Consider the following 17,066-nt stretch of genomic DNA (forward strand, 5'->3'; position numbering starts at 1 on the left):
CCTGAATTCTGACTCCTGAATTCTGACTCCTGAATTCTGACTCCTGAATTCTGACTCCTGAATTCTGACTCCTGAATTCTGACTCCTGAATTCTGTTTTTTGAAACTTTTTATAAATGAGATTCCTACCATGATAGCTACTAATATCGTTGAAGGCATTTGGGCATTTTCCGCCACTGGTTTGATTATCTTAGTTTTACTGCATAGCCCCAAAGGTGATGGCATTGGGGCCATTGGCGGACAAGCCCAGCTATTTAGCAGCGCCAAAAGTGCAGAAAACACCTTAAACCGAATTACTTGGGCATTGACAGTAATTTTTCTCGGTTTAACAGTAGTTTTAAGTGCTGGTTGGCTCCCTAAATAAGGATAGGTAAATGGGGAGAAGAACCGAACACCCAATACTTAACACCTTAATAAATTTAATTTCACGGCAGTTAATTACAGCCCTTGCCTTATTTATTGGCACAGGGCTGTTAATCATTCTTACTAATCTCCAGTCGAGTGATGGGTTTACAAAAATTCCAAAATATGTATATTCAGACTTAATAATTTCTCTCCCCACCTCATCTTCGCCAAAACCCCATCCCTTACCGCCCACACTCGCACGGTGGCAAGATAGCACTAACAGTGGTGACTACTTTTCCCAAGTCAGAACAACCCAAGTTGGTTATTTAGTCTGGTCACAATTTCCGGTTCGAGTTTACGTAGAATCACCAAAAGCCGTCAGCGAAAAACAAGCTCAAGCATGGGTTAACAGTGTCTTGCAGGGCGTACAGGAGTGGAGTAGTTATTTACCTTTAACAGTAGTCGAACAGGCAGAAATTGCTGATATTACGATTGTGCGAAAAGCGCCACCTCTACAAATTTCCCCTGGTAGTAATATATCCCGTGCGCGATCGGCACAAACTACTTACGAGTTATACACCAGCAACAATGTTTTATCCCACCGCTTCACCATCTTGCTAAGTCCCAGTCAAACAGGTGAGTATATCCAAGCCGCAGCCCGCCATGAATTCGGTCACGCGCTGGGAATTTGGGGTCATAGTCCGCTACAAACTGATGCTTTATACTTTTCCCAAGTTCGTAACCCGTCGCCTATTTCTAAAAGAGATGTGAATACCCTAAAGCGGGTTTATGAACAGCCAACCACTTTGGGATGGTCTTTAGTAGATAATTCAAAGATGAATTGATCGATAGGTAAACTACAAGCTGGTCACTACGGTAAAAATGCTACTAATAGCGAAATAATGACAAATGCGTACCAACTTGAACTTGATACTAATGTACTGCTTAGTGGTTTACGATCTAACCGTGGTGCATCTTACAAACTATTAACAATTCTTAATGATAGGCGTTGGCAGTTAAATGTCTCTACCACCTTAGTCTTCGAGTATGAAGAAATTCTCAAACGAGAAAAAGAGCAGCTTAGATTGAGCGATGAAGATATTGACAAAGTTATTGAAGCTATTTGTAGAATCGCTAATAGATGTAGTATTTTCTATTTATGGCGGCCAATAGCACGCGACCCTGATGATGATTTTCTCATCGATTTAGCTGTTGAATGTCAAGCCGACTTTATCATCACTTACAATCAAAAAGATTTACAAGACGCACAAAAATTTGGACTGAGGGTAGTTTCACCCAAAGAATTCTTGCAAATAGTAGGAGAAATCCCATGACTAACTTAAATGTACAGCTACCCGAATCTTTATATAAACAAATTGAAGCTTTAGCAGCTAGAGAAAATATTTCCATTGAACAACTTGCAACCATTGCCTTATCTGCACAAGTTTCCGCATGGATGACCAAAGACTATTTAGAAGAAAAAGCCAAAAGCGGTAATTGGCAAAAATTCCAGCAAGTTTTGAATAAAGTGCCTAATGTAGAACCAGAGGAATATGATAAATTCTAGGTTTACCGAGAAATTGGCGAAATTTGTGAAGAGACTGGGCAAACTGTCAAGGTAATTTTGGAATGATTATTTTTACTATTTCTTAAGTGTTGATTTCTGATTAATGTGTAAGTATAAATCCTTAAGCCTTATGATATTGATGGACTATTTCACAATACTAGTCATTGAATGAGCGATCGCCCTTGTATCTTCTCGTTTTTTGCTGGTTCAGGATTCCTAGATTTAGGTTTTGAAACCAGCGGTTTTAATATTGTTTATGTCAATGAAATTTTTTCTCCATTCATGGCAGCATACCGCTATTCACGGCAGGTTCTCAATCTACCGTTGCCAGAATACGGATATCATCATGGCGAAGCAGGAGACATAACCAAACTTACTCAAGGATTACAAGCACAACACCTTCAAGAATTAGTCAAAGACTGCCGCAAATCTCATAATATAATTGGTTTCATCGGCGGTCCTCCCTGTCCTGATTTTTCTATTGGTGGTAAAAATAGAGGACGTTTAGGAGATAATGGCAAGCTTTCTGCTTCTTATGTTGAATTAATTTGCCGCAATCTTCCCGATTTCTTTTTATTTGAGAACGTTAAGGGTTTATGGAAGACGACAAAACACCGTTTATTTTTTGAATCTCTCAAGCAACAATTACAGAAAACAGGCTATATATTAACAGAGCGGTTAATTAATGCTATCGAATATGGTGTACCCCAGGATAGAGAAAGAATTATTCTCATTGGTTTCCGAAATAATTTTATCAAGGATATAGGAATAAAACTCGGTAGTGAAAAGTTATTAACTGAGATAAATTTTCCTTGGGACAATCACATTTTATATCCTCAAGAAAAGGTTTTTGCTTACCCTTGGCGTGAGTCCGAACCATTCCAAGAAAATTCCATAATGCTTTGTCCTGATGGTATCCCTCAAGAACTTACCGTAGAATACTGGTTTAGAAAAAATAATGTGCTGAAGCATCCCAATGCTGAAAACTGTTTTCAACCAAGGGCAGGTATCACAAGATTTGCTGCTATTGATGAAGGAGATGATTCTAAAAAGTCTTTTAAGCGTCTTCACAGATGGCGTTACTCTCCGACAGCTTGCTATGGAAATAATGAAGTACATTTGCATCCCTACAAAATCCGCCGAATATCTGTAGCGGAAGCTTTAGCTATCCAATCTTTGCCTGCAAACTTTGTACTTCCAGAGAATATGTCCCTCACGAATATGTTTAAAACTATTGGTAATGGTGTACCATACTTGGCATCGAAGGCGTTAGCTAAAACTATTTTTGATTTCTTAGTAACTAAAGAATACCATTCTGAAGATGAAATCAAACAATTGGAGTTACCATTGACTTTTAATTAAATTGCTACAGAACTAACTAATGTTCAATAGCCGCTGCAACTAACGGCATTAAATCTGCTTTTCTAGTGTATGGGTATGTACCATCTACCAGATAAAAAGTGTGTTCTAGTGCCACACCATGAGGAGCAATTGCTGTACTAAATATTTTTCTATCAGCAGGAGTTAGCTCACTAACAACCATGTAATATTTCCAATTTTGCTGTAATACATAAGCAATAGCTTTAATCATAGCTGCTTCAAACAAAGGTTGATAACGTCGATCTGGACGATTTGAAGTTTTGAGAGAAACTGCTGCTTTAACTTCTTCTATATGTAGTTTTCCCTTGAAAAAATTATAGAGTACTAAACTATCTGGATTTATTGCCTGTTGCTGTAAAAGCGAGTTAATCATGGGTGCAATTACCTGATTTTCAATAACAACTATAATATAGTCGGGACTAGGCATAAAAATTTTGTCTTTAAAAGGTTTAATTTTTGATAAAGCATTATTTACATTAGCAAAATTCTCTTTGGTAAATAAGTTTAAAAAATTTGAATATGCTTCATCGATTCCTTCTAGTTGTAATTTTGAATTAGGCATAGAAAAAGCCGCAACACATACTCCAGTGCCTTCGTTAATATCCAAGATAATTTCAGACAATAAGCTAGTTGCTATTAACTCGTTCCATCCTCCTATCGCCTTGTTGAGAGCACCGACTTGGGGATTTAGTGAGTACTTTTCTCTAAAAGCTTTAATTGTTTCGTTTTTGATCCAGTCTAAAATTTCACTAACCGATAAGTTTTGAGCTAGTTTAGTCACTATCTCAGAAGATAAATTTCTGTATATAGCTCTGCTATTGATACGAAATTTACCATTTGATATTTCTGTAAACCATACCGTGTCATTAAGCATTTTCTTGCTTTTTCAGATAAGGTGAGGGGAGAATTTCTGGCAGATAAAGATTCTTGGCAAGAATATTTTCCCTTCATAACCTTAGTACTGCTTAATGTCAACTTAAATACTTATAATAATTACGGGATATTTACAAAGCCGACATCCAAGACAAGTCAGCAGTTTGTCTTCAGGATAAACTAGTAATAAATATGGTTTAATACATATATAAGAAATGTTTTAATTTTTTATAAAGTTTAATAATCAATTACTGGCAGAAGACACGATGGCAGCAGACTATCCAGACATTGATATTGCGCCATTTATCGATCACGCCCTGTTAACGCCAACGGCTACTCCAGAGCAGGTTCAGCAGTGGTGTGAAGAAGCATACAGATTCAATTTTGCGGCGGTTTGCTTATACCCCGCCTATGTCAAACAAGCAGTCGAACTCCTCCACGGCAAGAACCCGAAAGTCTGTACGGTGATTGGTTTTCCATCTGGCGCGACGACTTCAGCAGTGAAACTATATGAGGCTCAAGAAGCGGCGGATAGTGGGGCTACTGAATTGGATGTGGTAATGAACTTGGGCTGGTTGAAAGCTGGTAAAACTGAAGAAGTTCACCGAGAACTTGCCGAAATTTGTGAAGAGACTGGGCAAACTGTCAAGGTAATTTTGGAAACCAACCTGTTGACAGATGCGGAGAAAAAAATAGCTGCTGAAATAGCTATGGAGGCGGGAGCGGCATTCTTAAAAACTAGTACAGGTTTGAATGGTGGTGCAACAGTGGCAGATGTGCGATTTTTGAAGGAATTGGCCAAAGAAAGGGTGGGAATTAAAGCTTCGGGTGGTATCCGCACTATCAATCAAGCTTTAGATTTAATCGTAGCGGGTGCTACTAGATTAGGTACATCTCGCGGCATCGATTTGCTCCGCCAGCGCGATAACCTGGGGAAGGGTGAATAGTCATTTGTCCTTTGTCATTTGTCATTTGTCATTTGTCATTTGTCCTAAGCTAATGACCCTTGACCAATAACTAATGACTAATAACTACTAATAACTAGTGACTAATGACTTAAGAACTAATGAGTAGAACCTACAAAGCAAGTGGTATTAATCTTAAAGCCCAGGCGTTGGGAGAATCGGATAAAATAGTGACGATTTTGACACGCGAATTCGGTCTAATTCGAGCAGTGGCTCCAGGGGCACGTAAGCACAACTCCAGCCTGGGCGGTAGGAGTGGGATGTTCGTTGTGAATGAACTATTGATTGCCAAAGGGCGATCGCTTGATAAAATTACTCAAGCACAGACGTTAAAAACTTATCCTGGTTTAGCTAAAGATTTGGGAAAATTGGCTGCCAGTCAGTATTTAGCAGAAATAGTCCTGTGTCAAGCTTTAAGCGAACAACCCCAAGAAGAACTTTATGAGTTGTTCAATGAACATCTCCATCGGTTGGAGGCTGTGTCTAGTGCAAATCCATCTGGGGTTTTGGCTCATCTGGCTCATGGGGTGTTTCACCTTTTAGCTTTAGCAGGACTGACGCCGCAAGTGCAAGTTTGCTGCTTATCTGAGCGTCCCCTCAAACCAGACTTTACAGACCCCAACTGGCAGGTAGGATTTAGTATCCCTGCGGGTGGAACGGTTTGCTTAGAAGCTTGGAAACGTTTACGAACAGAGGGGGACAGGGAGATGAGGGAGATGAGGGAGATGAGGGAGATGAGGGAGATGGCGAGAGACCAATACCCAATGCCCCATGCCCCATTCCCAATGACGCCAGTTGCTTCAACGGAGGGAACCTCCGCAACGCACTGGCTCCCCAATGCCCAAACAGTTGTTGTGCATCGGCAAGAAATACCTGTGATTTCTAGTCGTCTGGGTGCTATGGAACTAGCTTTGCTTCAACATCTGTCACAACCAGAGATAATGCAAATTGATGGTGCTAGAGATCATCACTGGTTATCTGTTGAGCAGATTTTGCGCCAGTATGCTCAGTATCAATTAGGTCGCCCTATTCGCTCTGCTACCTTGATCGACTCTTATTTTGCTGCCAACCATGATGCAACCGTCTGATTTGGATAAAAAGATCCTACCTTTGTCACCAAGCCTCGTCAAAAAACAGAATAGGGAATTAGATCCTACAGTTAAGAATCACTTGAGTGCCGTTTCCAAGTCTACACCTAGTGAAATAAATGGCCAAGAAATGTCTCAAAAAGACGTTTCTCAAAACGATCAAAGTTGGACAGAGGAGATCCCAAAAACTGATGTTCCAAGTCAATCGGAAACACAATCTGAGGACAAATTAACCGTTGCTGAGGTAGATAGCAACGGCACTCGCAACGGGCAGAGTTTGCCAGCAGCTACTTTCCCAGAAAAAGAACCACCGAAATTAGATGGGTCTGGTTCAGGTGGAGAAGCAATTATAGGGAATGTAACACAGCAGGGGTTTTTGCCTGTATTAAAAAACCCTAATTTCCTGGCTCTTTGGGGCGGTCAAGTTTTTTCCCAACTAGCAGATAAAGTTTATTTGGTGCTGATGATTGCCTTGATTAATACTCAGTTTCAAGCAAGCAATCAGAGTATTAGTGGTTGGGTATCAGTCCTGATGATGGCTTTTACTATTCCAGCCGTATTGTTTGGTTCCGTTGCTGGCGTGTATGTCGATCGCTGGTCGAAAAAAGCTGTGCTGGTGGCAACGAATGTTTGGCGCGGCATCCTGGTTTTATCAATTCCCTTCCTGCTGTGGTTAACTCATGATTGGAAACCCATAGGAGTGATGCCAGTAGGTTTTATAATCATCCTGGGCGTAACTTTTTTAGTTTCCACACTGACGCAGTTTTTTGCCCCGGCAGAACAGGCGGCAATTCCTTTGATCGTAGAAGAACAGCATTTACTCTCGGCAAATTCGCTTTACACGACAACGATGATGGCATCGGTGATTGTGGGGTTTGCCGTTGGCGAACCGTTGTTAGCGATCGCTGATGGACTTTGGCTGCAAATTGGTGGTAATGGTAGTTTAGGTAAAGAACTTTTGGTAGGTGGCAGTTATGCGATCGCTGGACTAATTTTATTCCTCCTGGCAACTAAGGAAAAACACCACGACCCCGATACAGAATTCCCTCACGTATTCTCTGACTTGCGGGATGGTTTTGCCTACCTCAACGCAAATCATCGCATCCGTAATGCTTTGCTTCAGCTGATTATCTTGTTTTCTGTCTTTGCAGCATTAACTGTTCTAGCCGTTCGCATGGCAGAAATAATTCCCAACATGAAAGCCTCCCAGTTCGGCTTTTTACTAGCAGCCGGCGGTGTTGGTATCGCTGCGGGAGCGACAATTCTCGGTCAATTTGGTCAACGCTTCTCCTATACCCAACTAAGTCTGTATGGTTCTATGGGTATGACAGCATCCCTGATTGGTCTATCAGTATTTACAACCCAACTGTGGCTAGTCTTGTTACTGGTGGCGCTATTAGGTATCTTTGGAGCGTTAGTGGGAATTCCCATGCAAACTGCGATCCAAACAGAAACACCTCCAGAAATGCGTGGTAAAGTTTTTGGCTTGCAGAACAATGTAATTAATATTGCCCTCTCCTTACCTTTGGCCTTAGCTGGTGTAGCAGAAACCTTTCTGGGATTACAGGTAGTTTTTTTGGGATTAGCAGCGATCGTCTTTTCAGGAGGGATATTAACTTGGTATAACTCACACAAGTAAGTTGGCGCGAAAAAACCCAAGTATGTTACGAAACGTAAATAGGCTTAAAGCCCTTACTAATGACCAATACTTCGACCCTTCTCTACGAGACGCTGCACGAACGGCAAAGCTCAGGGCAACGCGTCGCTACTTCGACGCCGCTCAGTACAAGTCAGTACAAATGACAAAGGACAAAGGACAAATGACAGCCTTCACCAGTTAGCTTTAATTGCGCCGACCTACTTAAGTAGTTAGTTATTATTCATTACCTGGAAGTAATTACTAATTTCCTTAAAGCTTTTGTGTTCATGGTAAACTGTCGTCAGTGAAAATTTATCACATACTTGCGGGATATCAGTCTGACATTAGTCAGAATAAGTTGTTTAAATATCAGAAACTAACAGCTTATAAGTAAAATAAATAAATCCATAAATCCACTGGTTTAATCAGCTTTAAATAGGCTTTTTAAACTACATCGTGGTGGGAATCTGTAATAACTAAAAAAACCAGCAAGTATAGCTAGATAAAATAAAAATCACAAAAAATACACAAGTAATATATCAAACCCGCTTTTCTTACAGCTAAATAAAGAATGCGTATAGCCTGGATTGGAAAAAAATCGCCCTTTTGCGGCAATGTCACCTACAGTCGAGAAATTACAAATGCCTTGCTAGATAGGGGACATCAAGTTAGCTTTCTTCACTTCGCCCAAGAAGAGTCTGAACCTGACAACTGGCCAAATCTTCGAGAGGTTTCCCTGCCTTTCATTTACAAGTCCCAGGTTTACACAATTCCCACCTTTAAAGCGACCAAAGTTTTAACCGATTCGCTGCGGAAAATCAAGCCAGATATAGTCCATGCTTCCTTGACGCTATCTCCTCTAGACTTTTTTCTACCGGAAATCTGTGAGGAACTGAGGTTGCCCCTAATTGCCACTTTTCACACACCCTTTGCTGGCAAGGGGGCAAAGCTGATATCGGGAACACAACTTTTGGCTTATCAGCTCTACGCACCTTTTTTAGTTAACTACGATCGCGTGATTGTATTTTCCCAGATTCAGCGAGAATTATTGGCAGGGATGGGTGTGAGGAAAGAAAATATTGCCGTAATTCCCAACGGTGTTGATACCGCTAAGTATTCTCCAGGACTTTCTCAAGTCAAAACAGAATTTAAAGCCGAACGCTTGTTTGTCTATCAAGGTCGCATAGCCCCAGAGAAAAATGTCGAAGCCCTCCTCCGGGCTTGGAAGCAGTCTGCAATGGAACCTGGTACTAAGTTATTGATTGTTGGCGACGGTCCTTTGAAGTCTTCTTTAGAGCCGTTTTTTGGTTCAGAATACGGCATTATCTGGTTGGGATTTGTCGCCGATGAAGACCGACGCATCGAAATTTTGCGGGGCGCAGATGTATTTGTTTTACCTTCATTGGTAGAGGGTTTGTCCCTATCTCTGTTAGAAGCAATGGCGTGTGGGCTAGCTTGTTTAGCAACAGATGTGGGTGCAGATGGAGAAGTATTGGAAAAGGGCGCAGGTGTAGTTATTAATACAAAAACAGCGCGATCGCAATTAAGAACCCTCTTGCCAGTGTTCCAAGACCATCCAGAGTTAACAACCTTACTGGGGCAAAAAGCCAGACAGCGCGTATTAGAACGCTATACCCTTAGTAAAAATATTACTCTACTGGAAGAACTTTATAAAGAAGTTTTAGCACAGCGACCTCTACCACTAAGTCGTAGAGCGTAGGGAAAGAGAAGAAGTGCGATGTCTAGGTTGGGCTGCGCCTACGGATTTTTACGCTTATCCCTGTTCTCCAGATGCATCAGGTGCAGTTTAGCTTTTCTTCATCAGTATTATATTAGGTTTTAACCTTGCTCCAATAATCAGCACAGAACTGTGGCGAAATCCCGATACTTGGCGAATAGAACTTTGGGAACTTGAAAATATTCTTAATGCTCAGGGAACAAGCGGTGATAGTTTTAACTTCTTATCTAATATTCGTAATGAAAATATTAGGAATGCTTTGAAACGACGACCCACAGCCTCTCTTCTAGCCAGTGAAGAATATATACCTGTTTTAACAGAGACTTCGGCGTTCACCACCAATGGAACAGCGTTCAACAACGACTTCCCCATTGGGACAGATAGTGTTCCACAATATGGCATCCAAGAGCCAAGCATCCTCCCAATTAGCTCCTTCCAAGTTAGCGCCACTCAAGTTAACAGCGACCATCTGAGCGCCTCCCAAGTCAGCACCTCTCAAGTCGGTGTCCCTCAAGTCAGCATGATTCATTTCAGTAAGAAAGAGATTGGTTTGACTCAAGTTAGCACCCCAGAAATTGATGTAATTCAAATTAGCCCGTTCCAAGTTAGCTCCCCTCAAGTTAGCGTGACTCAAGATAGCTCCACCCAGTTCAATGTCGCGCAAATCAGATCCTTCGAGGTTGGCGCGATGGATAACTATGTCGTAAAACTTTCTCTCCCCACTGGCATAACGTTGCAGCAATTCCTCAACCTTAATTACCCTGGTGCGATCGCTATAAATACTCCCATCTGGCATAGTGGTATTACAGAAAAGGGTTCCTTCTTGAATAATGGAACTCCAGTTAGCCCCCAGCAAGTTGGCATCAGTCAGGTTGGCGCGACTCAGATCAACTCCAGTCATATCAGCACCTCTCAAGTCAGCAAAACTGAGGTCGGTTTCAGCCAAATTAGCATTCCTCAAATTAGCACCACTCAAGTTAGTTCGCCTCAAGTTGGCGTACTCGATGTCGGTTCCTTCCAAACAGGCGTTACTCAAGTCGGCTCCACTGAAATCAATACGATATCTAGTGATTCCACTCAGATTCGCACCTTTGAGTATGGCATCCCTAAAGATGGGTACTCTGTAATGGAAATTCATAACTCTTCTCAAATCAACACCGCTAAAGTCCCGCTCTCCAGCATCATATCGCTGGAAAAATTCTTCGCTTTCCATAATTTAACCCTCGCATCAAGCAATACGTAAAATATGATTTTTCCAAGGAAAATATACCTTAGTTAGTAACTTTTGATTACCAACTTATATTCGTATATCCTTGATAAAATTATTTCGGAAACCAATGAGAATAATTCTTTCTCTATCTGGGATATACCTCCATCATCATAGCCGTATTCTGGCAACGGTAGATTGATAACCTGTTGTGAATAGCGGTATGCAGCCATGCCATGAATGAGGAAAAAATTTCATTCACATAATAGTTTCAAAACCTAAATCTAGGAATCCTGAACCAGCAAAAAAGAAGAAAATACAAGAGCGATCGCTCATTCAATAACCACTATAGCGGTGTGCAGTTGAGTGAGACACAAAAACTTTGCTGAAATGATTTTACAGCAAGGACTTTGGTGTTTTCATCTAATCGATAACCGCTCTCTTGTCAAACAGTCTTAATTAATATTGTAAGACTTAGAGTTTCTACTTACGTACCAATCAGAAATGTACATTTGAAATGCTGCTTAAATAGTCAAAAAAATTCACAGCTTCTCTAAGTATTTAATATCAAAATTTACTCAATCTTTAAGGAAAATACCTGACATAAAAACAGTCTGAAGCCACAATTAGATATAGGAGTTTCCAAGCTCCAAATCATGTTTAAGACAAATATTTGTCATTAAATAAAAAACCGGGATACTTCGGACTAATTTATATGCGAATTTTAATTTACTCCTACAACTACTATCCAGAGCCAATTGGTATTGCCCCACTGATGACTGAACTAGCAGAGGGACTAGTGAAGCGTGGGCATGAAGTGCGCGTAGTCACCGCTATGCCAAACTACCCTGAGCGTCAAATTTACCAGGAATATCGGGGCAAGTGGTATCTCAACGAATACAAAAATGGCGTTCAAATTCAACGCAGTTACGTTTGGATTCGTCCACAACCCAACCTATTAGATCGAGTATTACTAGATGCTAGTTTCGTTGTCACTAGTTTTGTACCCGCCCTCATCGGTTGGCGTCCAGATGTTATTCTCTCAACATCGCCATCCTTGCCAAGTTGTGTACCAGTTGCTCTTTTAGGATGGTTACGTGCTTGTCCTGTGATCTTAAATCTACAAGATATATTACCAGAAGCAGCCGTCCATGTCGGTCTATTGAAAAATAAATTGCTCATCCAGTTGTTTAGATTATTAGAAAAATTTGCCTACCATAGTGCCAGCAAAATTAGCGTCATCGCCGATGGGTTTGTGGACAATTTGCGCTCTAAGGGCGTAGAAGCTGACAAAATTGTGCAAATTCCCAACTGGGTTGATGTAAATTTTATCCGCCCTTTGCCTAAAGAAGATAACCCTTTCCGCGTAGCACATAATCTGAATGGGAAATTTGTAGTACTTTATTCTGGTAACATTGCCCTAACCCAAGGCTTAGAAAGCGTCGTTAAAGCTGCTTCTTTGTTGCGCCATATCCCAGATATTGTTTTTGCGATCGTTGGAGAGGCAAAAGGTTTACAGCGATTGCAACAGGAATGTCTAGACTGCGGCGCAGATAATGTTTTACTACTACCATTTCAACCCCGCAAATCTTTGCCACAAATGTTGGCAGCTGCCGATGTTGGCTTGGTAGTCCAAAAGAAAAATATTGTATCCTTCAATATGCCGTCAAAAATTCAAGTGCTACTTGCCAGTGGTCGGGCTTTAATTGCCTCTGTCCCTGACAATGGTACAGCAGCAAAAGCCATCAGACAAAGTGGCGGCGGAGTGATCGTTCCTCCAGAAGATCCCCAAGCTTTAGCAATGGCAATTTTAGATTTGTACCAAAACCCCGAAAAGGTCAAAACTCTGGGTTATAAAAGTCGCCAATATGCCGTTGAACACTATGCTTTTGAGCAAGCTTTAAATCAGTATGAGTCGTTGTGTTACTCATTGACGGCAAATCGTGGAGCAATTCAGTCCACAATAGTTACAAAACAAGAAGTTTAATCTCCACAGCAGAGTTACATCCTATGCCTAAATTTAGGTATAATTGCGTATATAAAAATGGCAATTATACCGTCAAATCTAGGTAGTAAGAGATTTTGAGACTAAAAATCCCACGGCTTCACTTCATTCAATTCGTGGGTAATTAGTTGATTGATTTATGGCTGCACAATAACATTTGCGACTGCTGATTGGCGATGTCGAAATTTAAACAGCCAATTATCAAATTAGCACAGCACGGCGTAAATAAACCACCCATTCCAAATGAATAAAATGCTTACGCTGTATACCTGTTTGAATTTTGAATGAGTGAATTTTGAATTCCGCCTTGCGGTACTAGCCCCATAGACACCTGTTTTTTTGTTAGTATTCAAAAAAACCTATTGACACATTTTCAGATCAATTGTTTGTTGTTTGTCAGTAAATGTAAACAATTGTTTCAAAAGAAAGCACCTGAGGTTTAATGACTGATTATTTCCAAGGAAATTTCCCATTACAATCTGTCCCACTGACGAAGAGTGTGGTCAAGAGCTACGCCCAAACCGAAGAAGCGAGCGGAAAATTAGCTGCAACGATCGCAGAAGCGGCATCAGACCGCAAAGCAGGTGAGATTGTATTGCTCAAAGTAGCAGAGGTATCCTACCTAGCTGATTACTTTGTGATCATGACTGGCTATTCTAGGGTACAAGTAAGGGCGATCGCTCAAGCAATTGAAGGAAAAGTCGAAACTGAGTTGCAACGGCGTCCCTTAAGGACAGAAGGAAAAGCCGAGGGGAGTTGGGTACTACAAGACTACGGTGATGTGATCGTTCACATCATGACGCCCAAGGAACGGGAGTTTTATAATTTAGAAGCGTTCTGGATTCATGCAGAGCGTATTTCCCTTCCAGAATCTGATGAGGGTGAAGGTAAGCCAACATGATTAGGTCTTCGGTTTCAAATTGCCCAGTTCCTACAGACCAACAACCGCTCAATGAATACGAAGAGTTAAAAACTTCCTGGCTTTTTCGTGATAGCACTCTAAATTGGCGCGAGTATATCACGAAAATTGTTTGGATTTGGGGTTTATCTTGGCTCTTAGCAGCGCCGATAGCTGCGGCAAGTTTTCCTCCTCACAAGTATATTGCACATTTTATCCTCTGTGCTGGAGCCGGAGCGAGTGTCGGGGTAGTGCTAGCACTGGTAAGGTTATACTTAGGCTGGTTCTACGTGTGCGATCGCCTTTGCAGTCCCACAGTATTTTATGAAGAGTCAGGCTGGTATGATGGTCAAACTTGGACAAAGCCACAGGATCTCCTCAACCGCGATCGCTTAATTGTTGCATACGAAATCAAACCGATTCTGCGGCGGTTACAATTTACCTTTGCTGGCTTGGCGGGAATGTACGTTACTGGTACTATGGTTTGGCATTTGTTTTAAAGAGTCATTGGTCATTAGTCATTAGCTAAGGACTAATGACCAATGACCAATTAATTAAAAAAGGTAATAAATATTAACCCATGACAATGGGAAAACGAACTCAAGCCGCAGCACTGGAAGTCCGGCTGCTGCGGGAAGGTATTATTGAATCCAGGCATATAGTCCAAGCTGTTGTATGCGACGAACGAGGACGGGTTCTAACCGTTGCCGGAAATTCTGAAACTGCTGCATTTATCCGTTCAGCCCTGAAACCATTTCAGGCACTCGCAGTCACCACCACAGGTACACTAGAACGCTATAATCTCAGCGATCGCGACTTAGCAATTATCACGAGTTCCCACAAAGGAACAATAGAGCAAGTCCGACAAGTATTTAACATCCTTTGGCGGGCTGATCTTGACCCAACTCTACTCCAATGTCCAATTCCTGAAGGCAAGCGGAGTACCTTGGAATACAATTGCTCTGGTAAACATGCAGGAATGTTAGCCGTTTGTCAGCAACGCCATTGGCCCTTGAATAACTACTTGGAACGCAAGCACCCAATACAGCAATTAATTTTGGGCAAAGTAGCAGAGTTACTGCGAATGCCAGCTGAGGAGTTTATCAGCGCTCATGATGACTGTGGCGCACCAACTTATCTGATGCAACTCGGTCACATGGCATCTTTGTATGCGCTGTTAGCCTCTAGTACAAATTTGGATCTGGAGCGCATTGTCCGTGCTATGACTCATCACCCCGCGATGGTAGCAGGAGATGGAGAATTTGATACCGAACTGATGCGTTTAGCTCCAGGAGAACTAGTGAGCAAAGCTGGTGCAGAAGGAGTGCAGTGCATTGGTAGACTCGGTGAAGGTATGGGATTGGCAATCAAAGTCATGGATGGGGCAAAACGGGCAAAACATGCGGTTGCTATTCACTTACTCCAGCAAATGGGTTGGATTAGTCCCAGTGCCGCACAAAGCCTCTCAGAAAAGTTTGTCACCTTGGGAAAATACAAGCGTTTAGAAGTAATTGGAGAATTATCATTTTTGTAGTTGCCAAACTCTTGACTTTAGGTTATGCTAGAAAAGTCAAGAGCGACGCGGGATAGAGCAGCCTGGTAGCTCGTCGGGCTCATAACCCGAAGGTCAGTGGTTCAAATCCACTTCCCGCCACCAAATTAAAACAAAACCCCGGAATTTGAAAAGATTCCGGGGTTTTGCTTTAGGTAGCGTTTAAAGATTCTTAAAGATAGCAGTAAATACTTGACTTGCAAAATTAGTATTTATTAAAAAATAAATATGGGATTAGTATTGACTATTTAATTCAGTACATACTAATATATTTAGTATGTACTGTTTAAGCTGGTATGTATGAATATGGCTCAACGAATCACAATCACACTTCCCGATAATCTTCACGAGCGTTTGCAGATGTTTAAGGAGAGCCTTAACATTTCTGGTGTATGTCAACAAGCGATTGATTTAGCAGTTCAGATTGAGGAAATTAAGGTAAGGACGGATATTCCAGCAATGGAAAAAGCGATCACAAGGTTGCGAAAACAGAAACAGGAAGCTAGTGCTAAGTGGAAGCAAACTGGTTTCAAAGATGGGTTAATAGACGCAACCGAGAAACTAGATTATCTAACACTTAAGTATATTGGTGAGGGAGGGGATATAGAGGAGTCAATTCCTGGAATTAAAAATGAACCAACTGTAATGATGTGGGTCGAGCATTTTAAGTTTGCAAGATATGAAATAGAAGAGGACTACTTTGAATCTGAAATTTATACCCAAGGCTGGATTGAAGGTGTTATCCATGTCTGGAAAGAGATTAAAGATAAGCTCTAATTATATTTTGTGATGGCTCTAAGTAGGTAGGCATAATTCATAAAATAAAATCCTAGTTCGTAGTGAGCGATTCATTGCTCAAAACAAGGATTATCAGGACTAAAGTCCTTACTACAAACTTTAATTTATTTACTCCTAACTACTTATGACTTTGGTGAGGTTGTTTAATTAACCAATTAATGAGGTTTTATACCGAATTTAATTGTTAATTTTATTGATCTCAAACATTAGCTGACTCTAGTTAGAGAAGTCGTCCATAGCTTCCTAAGCTAGAGGTTTTTAATCAAGTCAATTAATTCTAGAATATTCAGGCATTGACTTGGTTCTACGTTGGATTCATCGGTAATATGGACATGGTGCGGGAAGTTAGGTAAGTCGGGAAAATGCTTTACGTTATCCCAACGCTTTCTCAATTTTTCCTTGGTTTCATCCATCCATTGATAACGATAACCAAGGGTAACAAAACGTCCTTCTATGATAGTAAAAGACTCAGCAATTTCCAGAAAATCACCGTTCTTTAAAGTTAATCTGGCGCGAAAGTAACCCCGATTCACTAAAGTTCTTTGATCAATAATCACAACTGCATACACTACTGAACTTCTATTCAGTTTTGTTTTGACCCTACTAATATAATCCTGGAGTTCCATCAGGAAATTAACTCTGAGTGGGTGCTAATTGTTTCTGTGTATTATCCCACATTTCATAGAATACACTCCACTCAAAAAAGTCCATTACATCCTCTAATTTCCCAGCTTGAAATTGCTGGTAAAAACTGCTTGATGACATATTATATTGTGCTTCAAATATTTTTAAGCGATTTTCTAAGTCTAATATATCTTTCTGAATTGACTGAGGAACTTTCAAAGATGGCGTTGCGGCAGTAATTTTTGTTTCTAAAAGTTGGCGTTCTTCTTCAGATAAGGACAAAATAATCTGCGCTATACATTCAACCAGTTTTGTATTCATATTTATTTTTCCTGTAAATCTTAGACTCTTGGGATAATAACTCAATGTTAGCTTAGTAAAGATTTGC

At 40.9% G+C, this 17,066-nt stretch carries 18 protein-coding genes, 1 tRNA gene and 1 pseudogene; 15 read left to right on the forward strand and 5 right to left on the reverse strand.

What is annotated here, in order from left to right; genetic code table 11:
• The first annotated feature begins 129 nt into the window (after nt 1–129).
• From secG to V7K27_RS30635, 5 genes are all read left to right on the forward strand, one after another.
• Nucleotides 130–363 (forward strand): preprotein translocase subunit SecG, encoded by a 234-nt coding sequence (gene secG / locus V7K27_RS30615; protein ID WP_334952310.1) that lies wholly within the window; start codon nt 130–132, stop codon nt 361–363.
• A gap of 10 nt (nt 364–373) precedes the next feature.
• Nucleotides 374–1,189 carry a peptidase gene (locus tag V7K27_RS30620; protein ID WP_334952311.1) on the forward strand — a complete coding sequence of 272 codons (816 nt, stop codon included), beginning with the start codon at nt 374–376 and terminating at the stop codon, nt 1,187–1,189.
• Between the two features lie 57 nt (nt 1,190–1,246).
• Entirely contained in the window at nt 1,247–1,678 is a 432-nt protein-coding gene (locus V7K27_RS30625) for a putative toxin-antitoxin system toxin component, PIN family (protein ID WP_334952312.1), read from the forward strand.
• Entirely contained in the window at nt 1,675–1,911 is a 237-nt protein-coding gene (locus V7K27_RS30630) for a hypothetical protein (RefSeq protein WP_334952313.1), read from the forward strand. Before V7K27_RS30625 ends, V7K27_RS30630 begins: the two co-directional genes overlap by 4 nt.
• A gap of 168 nt (nt 1,912–2,079) precedes the next feature.
• Complete coding sequence (locus V7K27_RS30635; RefSeq protein WP_334952314.1) at nt 2,080–3,273, forward strand: DNA cytosine methyltransferase; 1,194 nt, start codon at nt 2,080–2,082, stop codon at nt 3,271–3,273.
• 16 nt (nt 3,274–3,289) lie between these two features.
• Here V7K27_RS30635 and V7K27_RS30640 read toward each other — a convergent pair whose 3' ends face one another.
• Nucleotides 3,290–4,165 carry a Cfr10I/Bse634I family restriction endonuclease gene (locus V7K27_RS30640; RefSeq protein WP_334952315.1) on the reverse strand — a complete coding sequence of 292 codons (876 nt, stop codon included), beginning with the start codon at nt 4,163–4,165 and terminating at the stop codon, nt 3,290–3,292.
• 265 nt (nt 4,166–4,430) lie between these two features.
• Between V7K27_RS30640 and deoC the strand changes: the two genes are divergently transcribed.
• The 4 genes from deoC (at nt 4,431) to V7K27_RS30660 (ending at nt 9,576) form a co-directional block, all read left to right on the forward strand.
• A complete protein-coding gene (gene deoC / locus V7K27_RS30645; RefSeq protein WP_334952316.1) occupies nt 4,431–5,111 on the forward strand; it encodes a deoxyribose-phosphate aldolase in 681 nt (226 codons plus the stop codon).
• 119 nt (nt 5,112–5,230) lie between these two features.
• Nucleotides 5,231–6,217, forward strand: coding sequence for a DNA repair protein RecO (gene recO, locus V7K27_RS30650; RefSeq protein WP_334952317.1), 987 nt, complete (start codon nt 5,231–5,233; stop codon nt 6,215–6,217).
• Nucleotides 6,204–7,856 carry an MFS transporter gene (locus V7K27_RS30655; protein WP_334952562.1) on the forward strand — a complete coding sequence of 551 codons (1,653 nt, stop codon included), beginning with the start codon at nt 6,204–6,206 and terminating at the stop codon, nt 7,854–7,856. The genes recO and V7K27_RS30655 overlap by 14 nt, the downstream gene beginning before the upstream one ends.
• A 571-nt stretch (nt 7,857–8,427) precedes the next feature.
• Nucleotides 8,428–9,576 carry a glycosyltransferase family 4 protein gene (locus V7K27_RS30660; RefSeq protein ID WP_334952318.1) on the forward strand — a complete coding sequence of 383 codons (1,149 nt, stop codon included), beginning with the start codon at nt 8,428–8,430 and terminating at the stop codon, nt 9,574–9,576.
• A 331-nt stretch (nt 9,577–9,907) separates the two neighbouring features.
• On the opposite strand, the gene V7K27_RS30665 is transcribed toward V7K27_RS30660, so the two are convergent.
• Both V7K27_RS30665 and V7K27_RS30670 read right to left on the reverse strand, forming a co-directional pair.
• Nucleotides 9,908–10,807, reverse strand: coding sequence for a pentapeptide repeat-containing protein (locus tag V7K27_RS30665; protein WP_334952319.1), 900 nt, complete (start codon nt 10,805–10,807; stop codon nt 9,908–9,910).
• Nucleotides 10,808–10,944: 137 nt separating this feature from the next.
• A pseudogene (locus V7K27_RS30670) lies at nt 10,945–11,137 on the reverse strand (modification methylase NmeDIP); the annotation flags it as partial.
• A 379-nt stretch (nt 11,138–11,516) separates the two neighbouring features.
• Between V7K27_RS30670 and V7K27_RS30675 the strand changes: the two are divergent.
• From V7K27_RS30675 to V7K27_RS30700, 6 genes are all read left to right on the forward strand, one after another.
• Complete coding sequence (locus tag V7K27_RS30675) at nt 11,517–12,788, forward strand: glycosyltransferase family 4 protein (protein WP_334952320.1); 1,272 nt, start codon at nt 11,517–11,519, stop codon at nt 12,786–12,788.
• A gap of 460 nt (nt 12,789–13,248) precedes the next feature.
• Nucleotides 13,249–13,707: a ribosome silencing factor gene (rsfS, locus tag V7K27_RS30680; RefSeq protein ID WP_334952321.1), complete on the forward strand. Its 459-nt coding sequence runs from the start codon at nt 13,249–13,251 to the stop codon at nt 13,705–13,707.
• The gene (locus V7K27_RS30685; protein WP_334952322.1) at nt 13,704–14,204 is read left to right on the forward strand and encodes a CGLD27 family protein; all 501 of its coding nucleotides are present in this window, start codon (nt 13,704–13,706) and stop codon (nt 14,202–14,204) included. The genes rsfS and V7K27_RS30685 overlap by 4 nt, the downstream gene beginning before the upstream one ends.
• A gap of 80 nt (nt 14,205–14,284) precedes the next feature.
• Nucleotides 14,285–15,238, forward strand: a complete 954-nt coding sequence (locus V7K27_RS30690; protein WP_334952323.1) for an asparaginase — start codon at nt 14,285–14,287, stop codon at nt 15,236–15,238.
• A 46-nt stretch (nt 15,239–15,284) separates the two neighbouring features.
• Nucleotides 15,285–15,361 (forward strand) — tRNA-Met (locus tag V7K27_RS30695).
• A 201-nt stretch (nt 15,362–15,562) separates the two neighbouring features.
• Nucleotides 15,563–16,033, forward strand: coding sequence for a hypothetical protein (locus V7K27_RS30700; protein WP_334952324.1), 471 nt, complete (start codon nt 15,563–15,565; stop codon nt 16,031–16,033).
• A gap of 269 nt (nt 16,034–16,302) precedes the next feature.
• Here V7K27_RS30700 and V7K27_RS30705 read toward each other — a convergent pair whose 3' ends face one another.
• Both V7K27_RS30705 and V7K27_RS30710 read right to left on the reverse strand, forming a co-directional pair.
• Nucleotides 16,303–16,680, reverse strand: a complete 378-nt coding sequence (locus tag V7K27_RS30705; RefSeq protein ID WP_334952325.1) for a toxin-antitoxin system TumE family protein — start codon at nt 16,678–16,680, stop codon at nt 16,303–16,305.
• Nucleotides 16,681–16,687: 7 nt separating this feature from the next.
• Nucleotides 16,688–16,999: a hypothetical protein gene (locus V7K27_RS30710; protein ID WP_334952327.1), complete on the reverse strand. Its 312-nt coding sequence runs from the start codon at nt 16,997–16,999 to the stop codon at nt 16,688–16,690.
• Nucleotides 17,000–17,066 lie beyond the last annotated feature (67 nt).

Origin of the sequence: Nostoc sp. (assembly GCF_036919575.1) — a bacterium.
Classification (GTDB): domain Bacteria; phylum Cyanobacteriota; class Cyanobacteriia; order Cyanobacteriales; family Nostocaceae; genus Nostoc.